The organism is Streptomyces sp. 4F14 (assembly GCF_048159485.1).
Classification (GTDB): Bacteria; Actinomycetota; Actinomycetes; order Streptomycetales; family Streptomycetaceae; genus Streptomyces.
In genome coordinates, this window is the sequence record NZ_JBLRVY010000003.1 from 133,909 (window position 1) to 153,349 (window position 19,441).

Annotated in this window: 18 protein-coding genes; 11 read left to right on the top strand and 7 right to left on the bottom strand. The window is 72.0% G+C overall.

Annotation, left to right across the window (positions count from 1 at the left end; all coding sequences use genetic code 11):
- Positions 1–57: 57 nt before the first annotated feature.
- Complete coding sequence (locus ACLZOT_RS05310) at positions 58–339, bottom strand: HPr family phosphocarrier protein (protein ID WP_416967533.1); 282 nt, start codon at positions 337–339, stop codon at positions 58–60.
- Between the two features lie 187 nt (positions 340–526).
- Between ACLZOT_RS05310 and ACLZOT_RS05315 the strand changes: the two genes are divergently transcribed.
- From ACLZOT_RS05315 to ACLZOT_RS05330, 4 genes are all read left to right on the top strand, one after another.
- On the top strand, positions 527–3,511 hold the full coding sequence (locus ACLZOT_RS05315) for a GNAT family N-acetyltransferase (protein WP_416967534.1): 2,985 nt from the start codon (positions 527–529) through the stop codon (positions 3,509–3,511).
- A 53-nt stretch (positions 3,512–3,564) separates the two neighbouring features.
- The gene (locus ACLZOT_RS05320) at positions 3,565–4,155 is read left to right on the top strand and encodes a DUF5998 family protein (protein ID WP_416967535.1); all 591 of its coding nucleotides are present in this window, start codon (positions 3,565–3,567) and stop codon (positions 4,153–4,155) included.
- The gene (locus tag ACLZOT_RS05325; protein WP_416967536.1) at positions 4,155–5,333 is read left to right on the top strand and encodes an alkaline phosphatase family protein; all 1,179 of its coding nucleotides are present in this window, start codon (positions 4,155–4,157) and stop codon (positions 5,331–5,333) included. The genes ACLZOT_RS05320 and ACLZOT_RS05325 overlap by 1 nt, the downstream gene beginning before the upstream one ends.
- 65 nt (positions 5,334–5,398) lie before the next feature.
- The gene (locus ACLZOT_RS05330) at positions 5,399–6,046 is read left to right on the top strand and encodes a thymidine kinase (RefSeq protein WP_416967537.1); all 648 of its coding nucleotides are present in this window, start codon (positions 5,399–5,401) and stop codon (positions 6,044–6,046) included.
- Here the strand turns inward: ACLZOT_RS05330 and ACLZOT_RS05335 are convergent.
- Positions 5,997–6,536 (bottom strand): DUF4352 domain-containing protein, encoded by a 540-nt coding sequence (locus tag ACLZOT_RS05335; protein ID WP_416967538.1) that lies wholly within the window; start codon positions 6,534–6,536, stop codon positions 5,997–5,999. The genes ACLZOT_RS05330 and ACLZOT_RS05335 overlap by 50 nt on opposite strands.
- A 73-nt stretch (positions 6,537–6,609) precedes the next feature.
- Positions 6,610–7,398, bottom strand: a complete 789-nt coding sequence (locus tag ACLZOT_RS05340) for a VOC family protein (RefSeq protein WP_416967539.1) — start codon at positions 7,396–7,398, stop codon at positions 6,610–6,612.
- 270 nt (positions 7,399–7,668) lie between these two features.
- Here ACLZOT_RS05340 and ACLZOT_RS05345 point away from each other — a divergent pair, with 270 nt between their 5' ends.
- A complete protein-coding gene (locus ACLZOT_RS05345) occupies positions 7,669–8,517 on the top strand; it encodes a sulfurtransferase (protein ID WP_416967540.1) in 849 nt (282 codons plus the stop codon).
- A gap of 285 nt (positions 8,518–8,802) precedes the next feature.
- Here the strand turns inward: ACLZOT_RS05345 and sepH are convergent, their stop codons facing one another.
- The 3 genes from sepH to ACLZOT_RS05360 all read right to left on the bottom strand — a co-directional run bounded on the left by sepH (position 8,803) and on the right by ACLZOT_RS05360 (position 12,986).
- Positions 8,803–9,822, bottom strand: a complete 1,020-nt coding sequence (gene sepH, locus ACLZOT_RS05350; RefSeq protein WP_416967541.1) for a septation protein SepH — start codon at positions 9,820–9,822, stop codon at positions 8,803–8,805.
- Between the two features lie 646 nt (positions 9,823–10,468).
- A complete protein-coding gene (locus tag ACLZOT_RS05355; RefSeq protein ID WP_416967542.1) occupies positions 10,469–11,788 on the bottom strand; it encodes a D-arabinono-1,4-lactone oxidase in 1,320 nt (439 codons plus the stop codon).
- A complete protein-coding gene (locus tag ACLZOT_RS05360; RefSeq protein WP_416967543.1) occupies positions 11,748–12,986 on the bottom strand; it encodes an MFS transporter in 1,239 nt (412 codons plus the stop codon). Before ACLZOT_RS05360 ends, ACLZOT_RS05355 begins: the two co-directional genes overlap by 41 nt.
- A gap of 215 nt (positions 12,987–13,201) precedes the next feature.
- Here ACLZOT_RS05360 and ACLZOT_RS05365 point away from each other — a divergent pair, with 215 nt between their 5' ends.
- Both ACLZOT_RS05365 and ACLZOT_RS05370 read left to right on the top strand, forming a co-directional pair.
- The gene (locus ACLZOT_RS05365) at positions 13,202–14,329 is read left to right on the top strand and encodes a ferrochelatase (protein ID WP_416967544.1); all 1,128 of its coding nucleotides are present in this window, start codon (positions 13,202–13,204) and stop codon (positions 14,327–14,329) included.
- Positions 14,330–14,337: 8 nt separating this feature from the next.
- Positions 14,338–15,168, top strand: a complete 831-nt coding sequence (locus ACLZOT_RS05370) for an inositol monophosphatase family protein (protein ID WP_416967545.1) — start codon at positions 14,338–14,340, stop codon at positions 15,166–15,168.
- Positions 15,169–15,264: 96 nt separating this feature from the next.
- Here ACLZOT_RS05370 and ACLZOT_RS05375 read toward each other — a convergent pair whose 3' ends face one another.
- A complete protein-coding gene (locus tag ACLZOT_RS05375) occupies positions 15,265–15,429 on the bottom strand; it encodes a hypothetical protein (protein WP_416967546.1) in 165 nt (54 codons plus the stop codon).
- Between the two features lie 459 nt (positions 15,430–15,888).
- Here ACLZOT_RS05375 and ACLZOT_RS05380 point away from each other — a divergent pair, with 459 nt between their 5' ends.
- From ACLZOT_RS05380 to ACLZOT_RS05395, 4 genes are all read left to right on the top strand, one after another.
- A complete protein-coding gene (locus ACLZOT_RS05380; protein WP_010353034.1) occupies positions 15,889–16,542 on the top strand; it encodes a response regulator transcription factor in 654 nt (217 codons plus the stop codon).
- 6 nt (positions 16,543–16,548) lie between these two features.
- Positions 16,549–17,805 carry a sensor histidine kinase gene (locus ACLZOT_RS05385; protein ID WP_416967547.1) on the top strand — a complete coding sequence of 419 codons (1,257 nt, stop codon included), beginning with the start codon at positions 16,549–16,551 and terminating at the stop codon, positions 17,803–17,805.
- A 397-nt stretch (positions 17,806–18,202) separates the two neighbouring features.
- The gene (locus ACLZOT_RS05390; RefSeq protein ID WP_003993510.1) at positions 18,203–18,499 is read left to right on the top strand and encodes a DUF4193 domain-containing protein; all 297 of its coding nucleotides are present in this window, start codon (positions 18,203–18,205) and stop codon (positions 18,497–18,499) included.
- A gap of 13 nt (positions 18,500–18,512) precedes the next feature.
- Positions 18,513–19,439 carry a hypothetical protein gene (locus ACLZOT_RS05395; RefSeq protein WP_416967548.1) on the top strand — a complete coding sequence of 309 codons (927 nt, stop codon included), beginning with the start codon at positions 18,513–18,515 and terminating at the stop codon, positions 19,437–19,439.
- The last annotated feature ends 2 nt before the right edge of the window (positions 19,440–19,441 follow it).

Here is a 19,441-nt window from a genome sequence, read left to right on the forward strand (position 1 = left end):
CGGAGCCGCACCGCCCGGAAAGGGACGGCGCGGCTCCGTACACGCGCGTGGGTGGCGTCAGACGGTCTCGGGGAGCTCGTCCAGGCCCTCGGCGACCAGCTTGGCCAGCCGGTCGAGAGCGGCGTCCGCGCCCTCGGCCGCGGAGGCCAGGACGACTTCCTCGCCGCCCTGGGCGCCGAGGCCGAGTACGGCCAGCATGGAGGCCGCGTTGACGGGGTTGCCGTCCGCCTTGGCGATCGTGACCGGGACGCCGGTGGCCGTGGCGGCTCGGACGAAGAGGGAGGCGGGGCGGGCGTGAAGGCCCTCCGCCCAGCCGATGGTGACGCGGCGCTCAGCCATGATGATGCTGCCCTTCGGTGTTCAGGGTTGTCTAGACCATTTTTCCACACGTGAAGCGTTCCCGGAGGAGGCGCGACGGCCTCCCCGGGACGGCTGTCCGGACCGCGGCCTCGGTCCGGTCGGTGCCGTCTTCCGTCCCCCAGACTGCCTCGCGCCGTTGTCGGACGCGAGCCGTACGCTGGGCCCCATGCAGAGCGCGCAGGAGCGGCACGAGTACCCCGCCCACTGGGAAGCCGACGTGGTGCTGCGCGACGGCGGCACCGCGCGAGTGCGGCCCATCACCGCCGACGACGCCGAGCGCCTGGTCAGCTTCTACGAGCAGGTGTCGGACGAGTCGAAGTACTACCGCTTCTTCGCGCCCTACCCGCGCCTGTCCGCGAAGGACGTCCACCGCTTCACGCACCACGACTTCGTGGACCGGGTGGGACTCGCCGCCACCGTCGGAGGCGAGTTCATCGCCACCGTACGCTATGACCGCATCGGCCCCGACGGCCTGCCCGCCACCGGTCCCGCCGACGAGGCGGAGGTCGCCTTCCTCGTCCAGGACGCCCACCAGGGCCGCGGCGTCGCCTCCGCCCTCCTGGAGCACATCGGCGCCGTCGCGCGCGAGCGCGGGATCCGCCGCTTCGCCGCCGAGGTCCTCCCCGCCAACTCCAAGATGATCAAGGTCTTCACCGACGCCGGCTACACCCAGAAGCGCAGCTTCGAGGACGGCGTCGTCCGCCTGGAGTTCGGCCTCGAACCCACCGAACGCTCCCTCGCCGTCCAGCGCGCCCGCGAACAGCGCGCCGAGGCCCGCTCCGTACGCCGGCTGCTCGCCCCCGGCTCCGTGGCCGTCGTCGGCGCCGGACGTGCCCCCGGAGGCGTCGGCCGCGCCGTCCTCGCCAACCTCCGCGCGGCGGGCTTCACCGGCACCCTGCACGCCGTCAACAAGGCCCTCCCGGAGGGCGTCGAGGAGCTCGACGGCGTCCCCGCCCACCGCTTCGTGCGCGACATCGAAGGGCCCGTCGACCTCGTGGTCGTCGCCGTCCCCGCCGACGAGGTCCCCGAGGTCGTCGCCGACTGCGGGGAACACGGCGTCCAGGGGCTGGTCGTCGTCTCCGCCGGGTACGCCGAGAGCGGCCCCGACGGACGCGAGCGTCAGCGCGAACTCGTGCGCCTCGCGCGCGCGTACGGCATGCGCATCGTCGGCCCCAACGCCTTCGGCATCATCAACACCGCCCCGGACGTACGGCTCAACGCCTCCCTCGCCCCCGAGACGCCCCGCCCCGGACGCATCGGCCTGTTCGCCCAGTCCGGCGCGATCGGCGTCGCCCTGCTGTCCCGGCTGCACCGCCGGGGCGGCGGCGTCACCGGCGTGACGGGCGTTTCCACGTTCGTCTCCTCCGGCAACCGCGCGGACGTCTCCGGCAACGACGTCCTCCAGTACTGGTACGACGACCCCGAGACCGACGTCGTGCTCATGTACCTGGAGTCCATAGGCAACCCCCGCAAGTTCACCCGCCTCGCCCGGCGCACGGCGGCCGCCAAGCCCCTCGTCGTCGTCCAGGGCGCCGGATCGGCCCCCCAGGGGCACGCGGTCCGCGCGACACGGCTGCCCCACGCGACGGTCTCCGCGCTCCTGCGCCAGGCCGGCGTGATCCGCGTCGCCACCATCACCGAACTCGTCGACACCGGGCTCCTGCTCGCCCGCCAGCCCCTCCCCGCGGGCCCGCGCGTGGCGATCCTCGGCAACTCCGAGTCCCTCGGACTGCTCACCTACGACGCCTGCCTCTCCGAGGGACTGCGCCCCCTGCCGCCCCTCGACCTCACGACCGGCGCCTCCGCCGAGGACTTCCGCGACGCCCTCACGCACGCGCTGGCCGACGACACGTGCGACGCCGTCGTCGTCACGGCCATCCCCGCGATCGGCGAGGGTTCCACCGACGACGCCGACCTCGCGGAGGCGCTGCGCTCGGCCGCCGCACGGGTGCCGGCCAAGCCGGTGCTCGTCGTCCACGTCGAACTCGGCGGACTGGCCGAGGCGTTGTCGGCGGCGATGAGCACCGGGCCCCAGGCGGGCGCGGGCGCCTCCGGGACGACGGGCACGGCGACGGCTGGAACGCCGGAAGCGCACGGCACCTCGACCGGCACGCCCGCGCGCGGTGTGACCCCCGGGGCGGACGTGAGCCGGGCGCCCGCAGCGGTCCCCGCGCCCGGACAAGCGCCCGCCCCGCGCGCGGGCAACGCCTTCGCCGCCGCCTGGACCGTGCACCCCACCTCCGTCGCATCCCCCGACAGGACCGCCCCTCCGGCACCCCCGCAGGGCCCCCGCCTCATCCCCGCCTACCCGGCCGCCGAACGGGCCGTACGCGCGCTCGCGGAGGCCGTGAAGTACGCGCAGTGGCGGCGCGAGGCGGCCGACCCCGGCAAGGTGCCCGAGTACGACGACATCGACGAGAAGGGCGCCGCGCGGCAGATCGACGGCCTCCTCGCGCGCGGGCAAGGACTCACCCTCGGCACCGAGGAGACGTGCGAACTCCTCGGCCGGTACGGCATCGGCGTACGCCGGGCCATCCCCGCACCGACCCCCGAGGACGCCGTCGACGCCGCGCGCGCCCTGGGCTACCCCGTCGCCCTCAAGGCCACCGCCCCGCACCTGCGCCACCGCGCGGACCTCGGCGGCGTCCGCCTCGATCTCGCGGACGAGGAGCAACTGCGGCGCTCGTACGGAGAGCTGACCGACCTGTTCGGGACGCCCCGGGAACTGCGGCCCGTCGTCCAGGCGATGGCCCCGCGCGGGGTCGACACCGTCGTGCGCGCGGTGATCGACCCGGCCGCCGGTGCGGTGCTGTCGTTCGGACTCGCGGGCGCCGCCTCGCAGTTGCTCGGCGACATGGCGCACCGCCTGGTGCCGGTCACCGACCGGGACGCCACCTCCCTGGTGCGCTCGATCCGCACGGCACCCCTGCTGTTCGGCTGGCGCGGCTCCACCCCCGTCGACACCCCGGCCCTGGAGGAACTCCTCCTGCGCGTCTCGCGCCTGGTCGACGACCACCCCGAGGTCGTCGCCGTCACCCTGGAACCCGTCGTGGTCGCCCCGCACGGCGTGAGCGTCCTCGGTGCCTCCGTACGCCTCGCCCCACCGCCCGCGCGCGACGACCTCGGCCCGCGCACCCTGCCCGCGTACTGACCGCCCCGGGACGCTCTGCGCGGGGTCCCTCGCAGTCAGTGGGTCCCCGTAGGATGGAGGGCATGGCCAAGACCAGTACGACGACCCAGGGGCTACGCGCGGCGATCGAGCGCAGCGGCTACTACCCGGCCCTCGTGGCCGAGGCGGTGGAGGCCGCCGTGGGCGGCGAGCCGATCCGGTCGTACCTGGTGCACCAGGAGACCACGTTCGACCAGAACGAGGTCCGCAGGCACGTCACCGTCCTCGTGCTCACCGGCAACCGCTTCATCGTCAGCCACACCGACGAGCAGGCCGCCGACACGACGTCGCCGACGCCGTACGCCACCACCTCCACGGAGTCCGTGAAGCTCGGCCGGATCTCCTCCGTCGTCGTCAGCCGCGTCGTCGCCAACCCGGAGTCGTACGCGCCGGGCACGCTCCCGCGCGAGGTGATGCTCACGATCGGCTGGGGCGCCGTCTCCCGCATCGACCTGGAGCCCGCCGCCTGCGGCGACCCCAACTGCGACGCGGACCACGGCTACACGGGCAACTCGACGGCGGACGACCTCAGCCTGCGCGTCAGCGAGGCGGGCGACGGCCCGGAGACGGTGCGTCAGGCGCTCGTCTTCGCGCAGGCGCTCTCCGAGGCGACCGCGGCCCTCTGATGTCCCAGCTCGCCCCCTGGGACCACCCCGAACCCCTCCGCGTCGACTCCGCGCCCGTCCCGCGCTACGGCACCGGCTCCCTCGCCGACCTGCTGCCCACCGTGGCCGCCGGACTCGGCGTCCCCGGCCTCACCGCCGCGATCCCCTCGCTGGAGCCCGCCGACCGCGTGTGCGTCTTCCTCGTCGACGGTCTCGGCCTGGAACAGATCACCGCCCACCCGGACGAGGCGCCGTACCTCAACAGCCTCCTGAAGCCCTCCGGAGGGCACCTGACGGCCGGCTTCCCGGCCACCACCGCGACCTCCCTCGCCTCCGTCGGCACCGGCCTCCCGCCGGGCGCCCACGGCCTCCCGGGCTACACCGTCCGCGACCCCGCGACCGGCGCGCTGATGAACCAGCTCCGCTGGCACCCCTGGACCCCGCCGCGGGTCTGGCAGCCGTATCCGACGGTCTTCCAGCTCGCCGACGCCGCCGGCGTGCACACCGCCCAGGTCTCCTCGCCCGCCTTCCAGAACACCCCGCTGACCAAGATCGCGCTCAGTGGAGGAACGTTCCACGGGCGCCTCACCGGCGAGGAGCGGATGGACCTCGCCGCCGCTCAACTGGCCGCGGGTGACCGGGCCCTGGTCTACACGTACTACGCCGAACTCGACGGCGCCGGGCACCGCTACGGCATCGCCTCCGACACCTGGCGCGGCCAGCTCATGTACGTCGACCGGCTCGTCCAGCGGCTCGCCGAACAGCTCCCCCCGCGCAGCGCGCTGTACGTCACCGCCGACCACGGCATGGTCGACATCGCCTTCGACGAAGAGCACCGCATCGACTTCGACACCGACTGGGAACTGCGCGCCGGTGTCGCCCTCCTCGGCGGCGAGGGACGCGCCCGGCACGTGTACGCCGTGCCCGGTGCCGCCAGCGACGTCCTGACCTGCTGGCGCGAAGTCCTCGGCGAACAGTTCTGGGTCGCCTCGCGCGAGGAGGCCATCGCCGCCGGGTGGTTCGGTCCGCATGTCGACGAGCGCGTGTACGACCGGCTCGGCGACGTGATCGCCGCCGCGCGGGACGACGTTCTGATCATCGCGTCCGAGCGGGAGCCGAAGGAGTCCGCGATGGTCGGCAACCACGGGTCGATGACTCCTGCTGAGCAGTTCGTGCCCCTCCTCGAAGTACGCTCCTGATCGATTCCGACCGTTTCTCCGGCCCTCAGGGGTTGGCGTTCTTGCCGAAAGGTGCTCACCTCGCCATGCCCGAGTTGGTGTTCTTCTCCGGAACCATGGACTGCGGGAAGTCGACCCTGGCGCTCCAGATAGAGCACAACCGATCGGCTCGCGGGCTCAAAGGGATGATCTTCAGCCGTGACGACCGTGCGGGCCACGGCAAGCTCTCCTCCCGCCTTGGACTCGTCACCGACGCGGTGGAGATCCACGACGGGCAGGACCTGTACGCCTACCTCGTCGACCACCTCTCCCACGGGGGCCGCGCGGACTACGTCATCGCCGACGAGGCACAGTTCCTCGCGGAGGAGCAGATCGACCAGCTCGCACGCGTGGTCGACGATCTCGGGCTCGACGTCTACGCGTTCGGCATCACCACCGACTTCCGCTCCAAGCTCTTCCCCGGCTCCCAGCGCCTCGTCGAACTCGCCGACCGCGTCGAGGTCCTCCAGGTCGAGGCCCTCTGCTGGTGCGGCGCCCGCGCCACGCACAACGCCCGCACGGCCGGGGGTGTCATGGTCGTCGAGGGCGCGCAGGTCGTCGTCGGCGACGTCAACCAGGCGGACACGATCGGGTACGAGGTGCTGTGCCGGCGACATCATCGGCGGAGGATGACGGCGGCTTCGGCTAAGGCAGCCGCGCTGTCTCCTGATGTACTGCCGGTCCAGGCGGTGTAGGGGAGACAGTCCACTCGCCGATGTCGTCGGAGTAGCCGCTGTTCATGGAGAACTGGACGGTGCCCACGCGGGAGTTGTCCGGTACCTCGAAGGACAGGTAGCCGAGAGCTGTGTTGCCGGGGCGGATGATGACATGGGCCGGGAAGTCCGCACCCGCAGTGGTCAGGGTGCTGGTCGTGTCGAAACGTTGATTGTCCTGATCAATGATGGACGCTCCGTTCGAGGGTGCGTCGCTGTACACATCCGACCCCGTGTTCTTGAGTCGGAACTGCACGGCGACGAGACGGTTCCCGGAGTCGGGCTGCGAGTACGAGTCCTTCGCGCGCGCGGGGTCCACCACCTTGACCAGCGTCACGTCGAGCTTCTCGTCCCCGGAGCTGCCCGTGAGGCTCAGTGTGTCCCCGATCTTCCCGTCGGACGACGCAGGGGCCAGCGCCAGTGAGAACAGCGCCGGCAGGCAGATCAGCAAAGGTGCGGTACGACGTCGCATCGCTCCTCCCGGTGCAGCGGAGCGGCAGATGACACCATCGTCCGCCCGCACTGCGAGGACGGCGAGCCGGAGGTCAGGCGGGGCGCTGGAGGAGGGCGAAACGGGCGCCCTCGGGGTCGGAGAGCGTGGCGACGCGGCCCAGGGGGGTGGTCTCGGCGGGGGAGACGACGTGGCCGCCCAGGGATACGGCACGGGACAGGGCCGCGTCCGTGTCGGCGACCTCGAAGTACGTCAGCCAGTGGGGACCCCGCTCGCGGGGGAGGGCGGGGCCGAGGGCGTGCAGGGCGCCCACCGGGTGGCCGTCGAGGCGGAGGGTCACGGTGTCGGGGGAGGGCGTGGAGTCGTAGCCGAAGAGGGTCTCGTAGAACTTGGCGACGGTCTCCGTGTCGTACGTGAGGAGTTCGTTCCAGGCGGGGGTGCCGTGGGTGTCCGTCACGCTCGTGCCCAGGTGTGCCGCCGCCTGCCAGAGGCCGAAGACCGCGCCGGCCGGGTCGGAGCAGATGGCGAGGCGGCCGGCGTCGCCCGCGTCGAGGGGGCCGACGCCGACCGTCCCGCCGCACAGCCGCACCCGCTCGGCGTCCCGGTCGACGTCGTCGGAGGCGAGGTAGGGCGTCCAGGCGACCGGCAGATGACGGCCCGCGGGAAGCAGGCCGATACCGGCGACGTCACGGCCGTCGAGCAAGGCGCGCGCGTACGCGCCCAGTTGGCGCGGGCCTGGCTGGAACTCCCAGCCGAACAGCTCGCCGTAGAACTCCTGGGTCGTCGTCAGCCCGTGCACCATCAGGCTGACCCAGCAGGGCGTACCGGGTACGTACCGGCCGTGCGTCTCGCCGTGCCGGTCCGAACCCCGTGCCTCGGTCATCGTCACTCTCTCCTCGGCCCCTCGCGGTGGCCGTGTCGCTGCGCCCTGAACCCCCGTGCCGATGCTCGCACCACCCGCGCGGCCTCGCGTCCCGGAGCACGCCGCCACGCGGGGCGGTGATGACGCGCCCGTTTCACATTGATTGCCGTCAAGTATTGATCGGCTGTACTCGGTGTGCCCGTTCCCGTACACCTGGTGATCGAGCCTGTCCGGCGGGCAGAGTAGCCGGACGCGGGCGGCGGGGCCACCCCGTGCGCAAGGATGGACGCCATGAACGCCATCATTTCCGCACCCGAGCTGGCGGCCGAACTGGCCGGAAACCACCCGCCCGTGGTCCTCGACGTCCGCTGGCAGCTCAGCGTCCCGACGGCGGGTCAGCCTCCCTTCGACGGCCACGCCGCGTACGCCACGGGGCATGTCCCCGGCGCCGTCTTCGTCGACCTGGACCGCGAACTGGCGGGCACCGCGGGCGCCTCGGGCCGCCACCCGCTGCCCGACCTCGACGGCTTCGGCGCCGCAATGCGCCGCGCGGGTGTCTCGGCGAAGACGCCGGTGGTCGTGTACGACGGCGGGCAGGGCTGGGCCGCCGCGCGCGCGTGGTGGCTGCTGAGCTGGACGGGTCACCCGGACGTGCGGGTCCTCGACGGAGGGTTGCCGGCCTGGGAGGGGGAGATCTCGGCCGACCTGCCCGCGCCCGCGGAAGGCGACTTCACGCCGGTCCCCGGCGCGCGGGGCCTGCTGGACGCGGACGGCGCGGCCGGCCTCGCCCGCTCCGGAGTCCTCTTCGACGCCCGCGCGGGGGAACGCTACCGGGGTGAGGTCGAGCCCATCGACCGGGTCGGCGGCCACATCCCGGGCGCGGTCTCGGCGCCCACGACCGAGACGGTCGGCCCCGACGGCCGCTTCCTGCCCGCGCAGGAGCTCAAGGACCGCTTCCAGGCCCTGGGCGCCACCGACGGCACCGAGGTCGGCGTGTACTGCGGCTCGGGCGTCTCCGGGGCGCACGAGGTCCTCGCCCTCGCGGTGGCGGGCATCCCGGCGGCGCTGTACGTCGGCTCCTGGTCCGAGTGGTCCTCCGACCCGTCCCGCCCGGTCGCGGTGGGGGCGGACCCGCAGTAGGGCGACGGCAGGGGGCCGCGCGCAGGGCGGGGCGCGGCCCCGGAGAGCCGGCCGGCATGCGGGGGGAGGCGAGTCGGCCGCTCGACCTGTGGGTGGCACCGCACGCGCGCGCAGGGCAGAAACCGGGACGGTGGCGCTTCTCTGCGCACCCGCGCGCGGGCGCCGTCTACCACCGAGACGTACCGCGCGCACCGGACATCGACGCGCACGTTCGCGGAGCCCGCCCGATACGGAACGGCCCCCGCGCGCGAACGCTCACTCACTCGGCGCTCCCGCGCGCGAGCGCTACTCCTGCTTCTTCCGTCGTGTCCCGAAGACGATCTCGTCCCAGCTCGGGACAGCCGCGCGGCGGCCGGGGCGGACGCCGTCGGCTTCGGCCTGGCGGTCGGTGGCGCCGATGAGGCGGTCGCGGTGGCTGCCCACGGAGCGCGGCATGAGAACGTCCGCGTAGGCGGAGCCGGCGGACGCGGCGGGTGCCGGGGGCTCCTCGACCTCGGCCTCCTGCTCGGTCTCCTCGACGTCCTCGGAGGGGCGCTCGGGGACGACCAGGTCGCCCCGGAAGCTCGGGACGGCCTCCAGGAGGCTGGTCAGCGAGTCCCGTTCGGCCACCGCCTCCTCGGCCGGTTCGGGCGCCGGTGCGGGCAGGGCGGGGCGCTCGCGGTCCAGCGGACGGTCCCTGGGCAGCCGCGCGATCCGCGGCACGAACGGAAAGCTGGGCTCCGGCGCGGCGAGGTCGTCGGACTCGCCGATCAGGGACCGCGCCTCGTTGTCGACGGCCTGCACGAGCCTGCGGGGCGGGTCGTACGTCCAGCTCGCGGAGTGGTGCTCCCCGGCGACCCGGTAGACCAGCATGACTTCCCAGGTGCCGTCGTCGCGGCGCCAGGAGTCCCACTGGACGGTGTCCTTCTCGGCGCCGCGCAGCAGCAGCCGCTCCTGGACGGCCTCGCCGAGCTGGGGGCCGGCGTTCTCACCGGGGCGGCGTACGGGCGTCTTGCGGGCGCGTTCGGCCATGAAGGCGCGCTCGGCGAGGACGGGGCCCTCGAAGCGGCGGACGCGGTCGACGGGGATGCCGGCGAGCTGTGCGACCTCTTCCGCGGTGGCGCCCGCGCGTATGCGTGCCTGGATGTCGCGAGGGCGGAGGTGGCTCTCCACCTCGATCTCGATCTGGCCGAGCCGGGGCCGGTCGCCGCGCACGGCCGCGCGCAGGCGCTCGTCGATGGGGAGTGTGTACTCCGTCGCGTCGGCAGCTTTGAGCACCAGCCGTGTTCCGTCATTCGAGACGGCCACGACCCGCAGTTCGGGCATGGGGACCTCCCGGGTGGTGCCTGCCGACGTCACGTGCGTCGCTGCTTCCGCTAGTCGAGTGTGGCCTGCCCGGGTGCAGCCTGCCACAACCTTGCCGAGTTGCCCGGCGTGTCGGGCACGGGCCCTGGATCGCCGTTATGGCACGGTTACCGATTCGCCACGCTAAGTGACTGACCCCGTCACCCTGTGCAACTGGTTCCCCTCCTGGCGGTCCAGCAAGGCCCCGGACACCCTGTAGGGAGGCCGGGCCCAGGGCTCGCAACAGTACTCCATTTGGGCCACGTGCGTGGATTGCCGCGCCCCTCAACTTCTCGCAAGAGGTGCGACTTGGCCGTGCATTCCCCTGTTTTCGGGATCTTGAACGTGGCTTACTTCACGGATCATCCGGAATCGGAACTTTCGGTTACGTCCTGACGTCACCTTCTTGCATGGATAGTTGATCAATTGTTGATCAACTAGGGGAAAGGGAGGTTCGGCCGTCAGTGACGCGGTCCCGGGGCGCGGTTCGTCGTCCGGGAACTCCACGGACTCCTCGCGGACCCCCGAGGGCACGCCCTCACCGACTCCACGGCTCCCTCCGGCTCCGGCGACGAACCGTCCCCCTCGGAGGCGCCCCGGGACGAGAGCCCCGCCCCGAGCCCGCCCGCTACTGCCCCAGCACCCTCCGCAGATAGTCGTTCTGGAACAGCCGATCCGGATCCAGCCGGTCCCGCAGCGCCGTGAACTCGCCGAAGCGCGGGTACACGCGCGCGAAGTACTCGGCGTCCCGGGTGTGCACCTTGCCCCAGTGCGGGCGCCCCTCGTGCGCCGTGAAGATGCGCTCGGCGATCGTGAAGTACGCCTGGTAGGCGGTGCCCCGGACCATGTGGACGGCGACGTACGCGCTGTCGCGGCCGGACGCCGTGGACAGCGTGATGTCGTCGGCCGGAGCGGTGCGCACCTCCACCGGGAAGCTGACCCGCAGGTCCGAGCGCTCCACGGCCGTCCGCAGCTCGCGCAGGACCTCGGTCACCGCCTCGCGCGGGACGGCGTACTCCATCTCCACGAACCGCACCCGGCGCGGCGAGGTGAACACCTTGAACGGGATGTCGGTGTACGTGCGCGCGGAGAGCGCCTTGCTGGAGACCTGGGCTATCGCGGGGATCGTCGCGGGAGCCGCCCGGCCGACCCACTGGGCCACCTGGAAGACGCCGTTGGACAGCAGCTCGTCCTCGACCCAGCCCCTGACCTGGCTCACCGGCCGGCGCGGGCCGGCGCTGCGGTTGTTGCGCTTGGTGTTGGTGCTGCCGGTGTGCGGGAACCAGTAGAACTCGAAGTGCTCGTTCTCGGCCCACAGAGCGTCGAACTCGGCGAGCACCCGCTCGAACGGCATCGGCTCCTCGCGCGCGGTGAGCAGGAAGAGCGGCTCCACGGCGAACGTGATCGCGGTGACGATCCCCAGGGCGCCCAGGCCGATCCGCGCGGCCGCGAAGACCTCGGGGTTCTCCTTCTCGGAGCAGGTGAGAACGGAACCGTCCGCCGTCACCAGCTCAAGTCCCTTGATCTGCGCGGCGATCGACGCGGACTCGCGGCCCGTGCCGTGCGTGCCGGTGGAGGCGGCGCCGGAGACGGTCTGCTCCATGATGTCGCCCATGTTGGTGAGCGACAGGCCCTCGCGCGCGAGGGCCATGTTGAGCCTCTTGAGCGGGGTCCCCGCCTCGACCGTGACGGTCATGGCATCGCGATCAATGTTGCGGATGCCGGTCAATAGTTGAGGGCGGATCAACACACCGTCGGTCGCTGCGATCGACGTGAACGAGTGCCCCGTACCGACGGCCTTCACCTTCAGGCCGTCCTCGGCGGCCTGCCGTACGGCGGCGGACAACTCCTCCACGGAGGCGGGCTCGACCTCCCGCGCGGGACGGGCGACGACGTTCCCTCCCCAGTTACGCCACGTGCCGCTCTTCCCGCTCGCTGTGCTGCTCAACGGTGCCTCCCCGACCCGTAGCCGGCTTGCTGAGCCGGCGGTACCCCAGGAAACCGACCACGACCGCGACGGCCCCGGACACCGCCGGAACCCCGTACCCCGCGCGCGCACCGGCCGCGTCGATCACCCAGCCGGCCACCGAGGAGCCGAGCGCGACCCCGACGGCGAGGCCGGTGCTGATCCAGGTCATGCCCTCGGTGAGTTGCGCGCGTGGTACGTGCTCTTCGATGAGGGACATCGTCGTGATCATCGTGGGAGCGATGGACAGGCCCGCGACGAAGAGCGCCACAGCCAGAAACGGCAAGTTTCCGACCAGTAGGAGGGGGATCATACTCACGGCCATCGCCAGGACGCCCAGCAGCCAGCGCCGCCCCGGCGGCCCCGAGAGGCGCAGCAGCCCGAACACGATCCCCGCCGCGCAGGAACCGGCCGCGTAGACCGCCAGGACGAGGCTCGCGGCGGCCTTGTGGCCCCGCTCGTCGGCGAACGCGACGGTCACCACGTCCACCGCCCCGAAGATCGCCCCCGTCGCCACGAACGTGGCCACCAGCACCTGGAGCCCCGGCGAGCGCAGCGCGGAACCGCCGCCCCTGCGCGCGCGGGGGTGCGGTTTCGGCTCGGTGGCCCGCAGCGAGGTCAGCCAGAAGACGCCCACCGCGAGGAAGCACGCCGCCAGCAGCGGCCCCGCCTCCGGGAACCAGGCCGTGGACAGCCCGATGGAGATGATCGGCCCGAAGATGAAGCACACCTCGTCGACGACCGACTCGAACGAGTACGCCGTGTGCAGCTGCGGCGTCCCCCGGTACAGGGCGGCCCACCGCGCGCGGACCATCGCCCCGAGGCTCGGCACCGCCCCGATGCCCGCCGCGAACACGAACAGCGACCAGTCCGGCCACGACCAGTGCGCCGCCACCAGCATCCCGGCCGCGGCGGACAGCGCGACCAGCGTCGCCGGGCGCAGCACCCGGCGCTGGCCGTGCCGGTCCACCAGCCGGGAGATCTGCGGTCCGACCAGCGCGGCGGACAGCGCGATGGTCGCCGACAGTGCGCCCGCGAGGCCGTAGCGGCCGGTGAGCTGCGAGATCATCGTGACCACGCCGATGCCCATCATCGACAGCGGCATCCGCCCGACGAACCCGGCGGTCGCGAAACTCTTCGTGCCGGGAGCGGCGAACAGTGCGCGATAAGGGCTGGCCAAGGCGGTCTCCGGTCGTACGGGGCGGCCGCACCAGGCCGGCGGCTCGGCGGGGTGCGGGTGGTGGCGGCTTCGCGGTACGGCTCGTAAGGCGCCAACTCGGCCCATACAGCTTACGGGCCGGGTCACCCGTACGCACCACGCTTGCCGGCCGCGGGAACTCCGGCAGGACACCCCGCCGTTTCCCCGTTGTCAGTGCCGGGTGGGAGGATCGACCCATGTCAGACGCGCTCGATGCCACCCCCTACGACGCCCTGCTCCTGCTGTCCTTCGGCGGTCCCGAAGGTCCGGACGACGTGGTCCCGTTCCTGGAGAACGTGACGCGTGGGCGAGGCATCCCCACCGAACGCCTGAAGGAAGTCGGGCAGCACTACTTCCTCTTCGGCGGGGTCAGCCCGATCAACGACCAGAACCGCGCCCTGCTCGACGCCCTGCGCAAGGACTTCGCCGAACACGGCCTGGACCTGCCGGTCTACTGGGGCAACCGCAACTGGGCCCCGTACCTGACGGACACCCTGCGCGAGATGATCGCCGACGGGCGCCGCCGCGTCCTCGTCCTCGCCACCAGCGCGTACGCCTCGTACTCGGGCTGCCGCCAGTACCGCGAGAACCTCGCCGACTCGCTCGCGGCCCTCGCGGCCGAGGGCCTCGACCTGCCGAAGGTCGACAAGCTGCGCCACTACTTCAACCACCCGGGCTTCCTGGACCCCATGGTCGACGGGATCGTGGAGTCCCTCGCCGACCTCCCCGAGGACGTCCGGGGCGGCGCCCGCATCGCCTTCTCGACGCACTCCATCCCCACCGCCTCCGCCGACACCTCGGGCCCCGTGGAGGACCACGGCGACGGCGGCGCGTACGTCGAACAGCACCTGGAGACGGCCCGGCTGATCGCCGACGCCGTGCGCGAGCGCACCGGCGCCGACCACCCCTGGCAGCTCGTCTACCAGTCCCGCTCCGGCGCCCCGCACATCCCGTGGCTGGAACCCGACATCTGCGACCACCTCGAAGAGCTGCACGAGGCGGGCGCCCCCGCGGTGGTCATCGCCCCCATCGGCTTCGTCTCCGACCACATGGAGGTCCTCTACGACCTCGACACCGAGGCCAAGGCCAAGGCCGGGGAACTGGGCCTGCCGATGCGCCGTTCGGCCACGGTCGGCGCGGACCCGCGCTTCGCCGCCGCCGTCCGCGACCTCGTCCTGGAGCGCGCGGCCACGGAGTCCGGCCGCGAGGTCACCCCCTGCGCCCTGGGCGCCCTCGGCCCGACCGCCGACCTGTGCCCGGTCGGCTGCTGCCCCACCCGCGCCCCCAAGCCCGCCGCCGCGGGCGCCGACAGCCCCTACGCGTGAGGAGCCCCATGCCCAACGAGACGCTGCCTGCCGAGACGCTGTACGACGAACTCCTCGGCCTCGCCCAGGAAGCGGCCGACAAGGCGGGCGCCCTCCTGCGCGACGGCCGCCCCACCGATCTCGCGGTCGCGCACACCAAGTCGAGCCCCATCGACGTCGTCACCGAGATGGACATCGCGGCCGAGAAGCTCATCACCGGCCTGATAGGCGGGCACCGCCCCGACGACGGCTTCCTCGGTGAGGAGGGCGCCTCCGAGGAGGGCACCTCGGGCGTCCGCTGGATCATCGACCCGCTCGACGGCACGGTCAACTACCTCTACGGCCTGCCCAGTTGGGCCGTCTCCATCGCCGCCGAGCACAACGGCGAGACGGTCGTGGGCGTCGTCCACGCCCCCCTGCGGGGCGAGACCTACCAGGCCGTACGGGGCCGGGGCGCCTGGGTCACGGCCGCCGGGGAGGACCGCCCCCTGAAGGCCCGCGAGGCGCCGCCCCTGGAGCGGGCCCTGATCTCCACCGGCTTCGGCTACACCACCGAACGCCGCACCTCCCAGGCCGCCGTGGCCGCCGCGCTGATCCCCCGGGTCCGGGACATCCGCCGGGGCGGCTCGGCCGCCATCGACCTCTGCGACGTCGCCGCGGGCCGCCTGGACGGCTACTACGAACGCGGCCTGAACCCCTGGGACTACGCGGCGGGCGACCTGATCGCCAGGGAAGCGGGCGCCCTGACCGGAGGACGCCCCGGAGACGCCCTCTCGACGGCCCTGACCATCGCGGCCCCGCCCGGCGTCTTCGAGCCCCTCCAGGAGCTCCTGGAGGACCTGGGAGCCTGGCAGGGCTGACGGGCCGCAGACCCCGAGCGAACGCGAAGAACCCCCGGCGCTGGATTCACCGGGGGTTCCTCACGTCAGGCCGAGAACATCAGCCCCTGCAACTGCTCAGGCACCGACCTCGACGCCGTGCTCCGCGGCCAGCCGCCGCAGATCGTCGAGTTCCGCCTGTTCCACCTCGACGAGGAAGTCGTCCCCCTCGTCCTGAGCACGGCTCAGGTCTGTCTCGGTCGCCCTTATGCGCTGGAGGAGTCCTGCGGTGAAAGCGTCCATGCTGCGCCCCCTCGTCCTGGGTCGTGGGTCGATGGCACGGGGGTGTGCCAGTCGGAAGGGGCGATCACGTCTGCGGCAGATGCCCAGCACACCGGACGCGCTGGGCGGCGACGGTGCCGGGCACCCACGTCCGCTCTGCGAGACGCATCGAACGACGAGACGAAAGCGGCCGTACCGCACGGGGATGCGGAACGAGCAGAGTGTGATCGCGGGGTGTAACGCTTCCTCCCCCCGCTCCCTTCCACGGAAACCTCAACCCGACGAGAAAATCTGGCATTCCCGGGCTTCACACCTTCATTTCATCCGGCGCTCACCGGACCTCCGCTTCGGGCCCTCGCCCGCCTTACAGCCGACTTATGGCCGAAAAGGGCAGGATGGGTTCACACACACCATGCAGCCCCCTGCCCGCGCGGGCCCGTTCGAAGCGCCCCGCGGGTGGACACAGGAAGGACAAGCGACGTGCGCGTACTCGTCGTCGAGGACGAGCAACTGCTCGCCGATGCGGTGGCCACCGGACTGCGCCGGGAGGCCATGGCCGTCGACGTCGTGTACGACGGTGCGGCCGCCCTGGAACGCATCGGCGTCAACGACTACGACGTGGTCGTCCTCGACCGGGACCTCCCCCTCGTCCACGGCGACGACGTCTGCCGCAAGATCGTCGAACTCGGCATGCCCACGCGCGTGCTGATGCTCACGGCGTCCGGCGACGTCAGCGACCGTGTCGAGGGCCTGGAGATCGGCGCCGACGACTACCTGCCGAAGCCCTTCGCGTTCAGCGAGCTGATCGCGCGCGTGCGCGCCCTGGGACGGCGTACGAGCGTGCCGCTGCCGCCGGTCCTGGAGCGCGCGGGCATCAAGCTCGACCCCAACCGCCGCGAGGTGTTCCGGGACGGCCGCGAGGTGCAGCTCGCGCCGAAGGAGTTCGCGGTCCTTGAGGTGCTGATGCGCTCCGAAGGAGCCGTCGTGTCGGCGGAACAGCTCCTGGAGAAGGCGTGGGACGAGAACACGGACCCGTTCACCAACGTCGTCCGTGTCACGGTCATGACACTGCGCCGCAAGCTCGGTGAGCCGCCCGTGATCGTCACCGTGCCCGGCTCCGGTTACCGGATCTGATCCACCATGGCCGCGACACCCGCGCCTCCCCAGGCGCCCCCGAAACCCACCTGGGACCCCCGCCGTCCCGAGCTGCCCTTCCCGTGGCTGCGCCCGACGATCCGCATAAGGCTCACGCTGCTGTACGGCGGCATGTTCCTGATCGCCGGCATCCTGCTGCTGTCGATCATCTACCTCCTGGCCGCACAGGCGATCAACACGGGCAACCAGCAGCCGTTCAAGATCGTGAGCGGCCAGACCAAGGTGGAGAGCCTCTACTGCCCGGCCGTCAACAACATCTCCAACAGCGACGGGCTGTCGCTGTCGGAGTTCAACGCGGCGATCAGCGCCTGCGTCGACCACCGCCGCCAGGACGCCCTGGACAACCTCCTCAGCCGCTCCCTGCTGGCCCTCCTGGGGCTCGCGGTCATCGCCTTCGCCTTCGGGTACGCGATGGCCGGCCGGGTGCTCACCCCGCTGGGCCGCATCACGCGCACCGCGCGCGCGGTCGCCGGTTCGGACCTGTCCCGCCGTATCGAGCTGGACGGCCCGGACGACGAGCTGAAGGAGCTGGCGGACACGCTGGACGACATGCTGGCGCGCTTGCAGCGGGCGTTCACGGCGCAGCAGCGGTTCGTCGGGAACGCGTCCCACGAGCTGCGTACGCCGCTGGCGATCAACCGGACGCTGCTGGAGGTCCATCTGTCGGACCCTGGTGCGCCCGTGGAGCTCCAGCAGCTCGGCAAGACGCTGCTGGCGACCAACGAGCGCAGCGAGCAGCTCGTGGAGGGCCTGCTGCTGCTCGCCCGCAGCGACAACCAGATCGTCGAGCGCAAGCCCGTGGACCTCGCGGAGGTGGCCGGGCAGGCGATCGACCAGGTGCACGGCGAGGCCGAGGCCAAGGGCGTCGAGGTCCGGGGCGAGCGGCAGCGCGCCGTGGTCCAGGGCAACGGCGTCCTGCTGGAGCGGATCGCGCTGAACCTGCTGCAGAACGCGGTGCGCTACAACGTGCCCGAGGACGGCTGGGTCGAGGTCAGCACCGAGGTGCAGCACGGACAGGCGGTGCTGGTGGTGTCGAACACCGGTCCTGTGGTCCCGGCGTACGAGATCGACAACCTCTTCGAGCCGTTCCGGCGGCTGCGTACGGAGCGCACCGGCAGCGACAAGGGGGTGGGGCTCGGGCTGTCGATCGCGAGGTCGGTCGCGCGGGCGCACGGCGGGCACATCGCGGCCCAGCCGAGGGAGGGAGGGGGGCTGGTGATGCGTGTCACCCTGCCGCTCTGAGATCATGGGGCCCGACACACGCGGGAGCGTTCGCTTTGCGCGGAATTTTCGGGGCTTCGACCCCGTGCTCATGTGTGTGATCGATCACAAGGGCGAATTTCCGGCCATCTACTCACTGTGATCATGAAGGCCGCCATAAGGCCCGGAAAATCCGGGTTTTCGAGGGTCCGGATGACGGGAAGTACACGGTGGGACGCCTTTGAAGTGCGACATTCGGACCGTGTACGGTCCCGATCGCCATCCAACCCGATCACCCGTGAGGGCTCCGGTTGGGTGTCGATTGAGTAACAGACCTTGATGTGAGGCAAAATCTCCGCCTCAAGGCGGGCACAAGTCCGGCCTCTCACGCGTTACGTGCGCTGGAGACACCGCATTCACCCAGAGGGGGAGAGCGACCATGGCAACCGATTACGACACCCCACGCAAGACCGACGACGACGTCGATTCCGACAGTCTGGAAGAGCTGAAGGCCAGGCGGAACGACAAGTCGGCATCCGCAGTAGACGTCGACGAGTTCGAGGCCGCCGAGGGCCTGGAACTGCCCGGCGCCGACCTCTCCAACGAGGAGTTGGCTGTCCGGGTGCTGCCCAAGCAGCAGGACGAGTTCACCTGCATGAGCTGCTTCCTGGTGCACCACCGCAGCCAGCTGGCCCGCGAGAAGAACGGTCAGCCGATCTGCCGCGACTGCGACTGAGGGCGGGTCGGCCGTGACTGGCTCGACCCCTCCCCGGAAGCGCCGCTTCCCCCTGAGGAGAGCGGACCAAGGGTCGTACGACCCTCTCGGCGTGCGTGACGACGGGCGAGGTTCATCCGACGCAGGATCGACCTCGCTCGAACCGGCGGCGGACGGGGCTGACCTCCCGGCGCCGCAGCACAGCACCGCGGCCGTCGCCAGGCGGTCGGCCGCGGTGATCAGGGACCGGGCCCGGGGCCTGGCCCGGGAAGGCGTCCACAAGGGCCGCAGCCGGGCCAAGGCGGGCCTCGGGTACCTCGCGGACCGGATCATCGAGAACGCCCCCAGAATCCCCGTACGCGACCTCCCGACGCTCCGCGGCCAGTTCCCCGGCCTCGGGCCCGAGGAGCTCGCGGACAAGCTCGTGGCGGGCGCCGCGAACGCGTCCGCGACCGTCGGCGCGGGCGTCGGCGCCGCGGCGATGCTGCCCGTCCCGCCCGCGATGCCCGCGGAACTGGCGGCGGAGATCACCGGCGTCGCCGCGATCGAACTGAAACTGATCGCCGAACTCCACGAGGTGTACGGCCTGCGCCCGCCCGGCAACCTCAAGGACCGCAGTACGGCCTACCTGCGCTCCTGGTCCGGCGAACGCGGCGTGGACGTCCTCAAGCCGTCCTCCGTGAACTCCGCGCTCGGCGGCCAGATGAAGCGCGAACTGCGCCAGCAGATCATGAAGCGGATGGTGCGCAACCTGCCGAACCTGGTCCCCTTCCTGGTCGGCGCCGCCGTCGGGGCCGTCATGAACCGCAGGGACACCAGAAAACTCGCGGCGAAACTCCGCGAGGACCTCAGAAAGCGCCAGATTCCGTGGGACGCGCTCCTCGCGCTCCCACCCCTGGAGAAGCCCGCCGAACCGCTCGACATCCGCGCGCCAGGCAGCCGTGGGGAACTCGGACGCTGACG